Genomic DNA, 1,730 nt, shown 5'->3' on the forward strand with positions numbered 1-1,730 from the left:
GCCGACACCAAGCGGCCCCGTACATAAAGGTACACTTTCTAGCAAATAAATCTTGCGCGTACTCTTTGCGTACACTAATTATGTGTTAGGCAAGCTCTTAGAGGGAAGTGTACAACAATGCACATCATCGGTTATGCGCGCGTGTCCAGTGTCGGGCAGGATCATGCGGGACAGGTGGACCGGCTGAAAGCGGCCGGTGCGACCAAAATCTTCCAGGAAAAGCGATCCGGCGTCGATCGTGAACGCGAAGAGCTGAAGAAGTGCCTGGACTATGTGCGGGAGGGCGACACGCTGCTGGTGACTAAGCTTGATCGCTTGGCGCGATCTGCCATTGACCTGCTCAACATCGTTCAGGAGCTGCAGGCCAAAGGAGTTGCCTTCAGGGCGCTTGACCAAAGCCTGGACATGACAACGCCGGCTGGCAAGCTCCAGCTTCAGGTGCTCGCGGCTGTTGCTGAGTTTGAGACGGCCATCCGGCGCGAGCGACAGATGGAAGGCATTGCACGGGCCAAGGCCGAAGGGCGAACCGGCGGTCGACCCAAGGCGGTTACGGAAACGATTGCCAGCGACATCCAAGCGCGCCGGTCTGCCGGCGAAAGCTTTCGCTCGATCGCGAAGAGCGTCGGTTTCAGCGTGGCGACGGTCCAGAACGTGCTGAAAAGCGCGGCTTCCGTCGTCGACAACGCGAGGTAATGCCGCGGGCACGGTCGCGGCTAGGAACCGCACGGTTATTCGGGCGATAATCCTCAAACGCCGGATCACCCTCCCACGAGACAGAGGAAGCTGGTTATGCCGAGCAGGCCATGCGTCAGCGACACCAGTCCTTGACCCGCTCGCCCTTGTTGTTGACGAAGGCGATGTAGGGCTGCGGACTGGTCGAATGGAACACGGCGACGAAGTGGCCATAGCGCGTCTTGCCCTTGGCTAGATAGGAGCCAGCACCGTTCTTCGCCCAATTGCCGTCATAGCTGTAGGTGTTGGGGCCAACGACGATTTTGCCGTTGTTGAACAGCGATACTTCGTAGGTCTTGCCAGAGGTGGCGGATTGGCAGGTCATCGTCCACTCGCTGCGATCAGGCACGTAGGATGGCTTGGGCAGTACGGGTACAATGGCTGCTGTGGTAGTCGGCGGGCGCATCGCCTCCTCTTTCCGCGTATCGCTGATGAACTCGGAGAAACCCGCCACTTCATCGCTGTTAAGCCACGCCATCTGATCGCCGGGAGTAGTGACCATCTTGGCAATGACGCTGTCAGGCATGCCATAGAGTTTGGCAAGCCGCGCCATTTCAAGTGTTGTTGCCTTGGCTGATTCACCCTCGTATGGCATAACTTCACCGCCTTCCGAGGCTTCTTGATAGGTCGACGCCGAGTGTACGCCGATACGCGCCCCTGCCATATGGTAGCGCTTCGCTCCTGCGGCCCACACCAGCGGGCACATTGAGTTGCAGCGATCACCACTCGCTACGGCAGTTTTAAGGCCGAGCAGATGCACCGCATAGGCCAGCTTTACCCCAGCGCCGACATTGCCACCCGGCGAGTTGAGCAGCAGCGACTGAATGGCGTTGCCCGCCTCATTGGCGGCGGTAACAGCTGCAATCAGTCGCACGTTATCGCCTTCAACGATCTCGCCATCCATGAGCAGTATTTTATCTGAGATAGAAGTAAAGGTTGCAGCATGGCTGGTGCTGGCCAATGCTGCGGCGGCGAAGGCCGCTACAATGCGTTTCATT

At 58.5% G+C, this 1,730-nt stretch carries 2 protein-coding genes; one reads left to right on the top strand and one right to left on the bottom strand.

Annotated features, from left to right (window positions below; translation table 11 throughout):
• Nucleotides 1-117: 117 nt before the first annotated feature.
• Complete coding sequence (locus ACXJ5O_RS25930; protein ID WP_457302416.1) at nt 118-693, top strand: recombinase family protein; 576 nt, start codon at nt 118-120, stop codon at nt 691-693.
• 115 nt (nt 694-808) lie between these two features.
• On the opposite strand, the gene ACXJ5O_RS25935 is transcribed toward ACXJ5O_RS25930, so the two are convergent.
• A partial coding sequence (locus ACXJ5O_RS25935; RefSeq protein WP_457302417.1) for an ATP-dependent Clp protease proteolytic subunit occupies nt 809-1,730 on the bottom strand: 922 nt, incomplete at its 5' end.

Source organism: Phyllobacterium sp. P5_D12 (genome assembly GCF_054049495.1).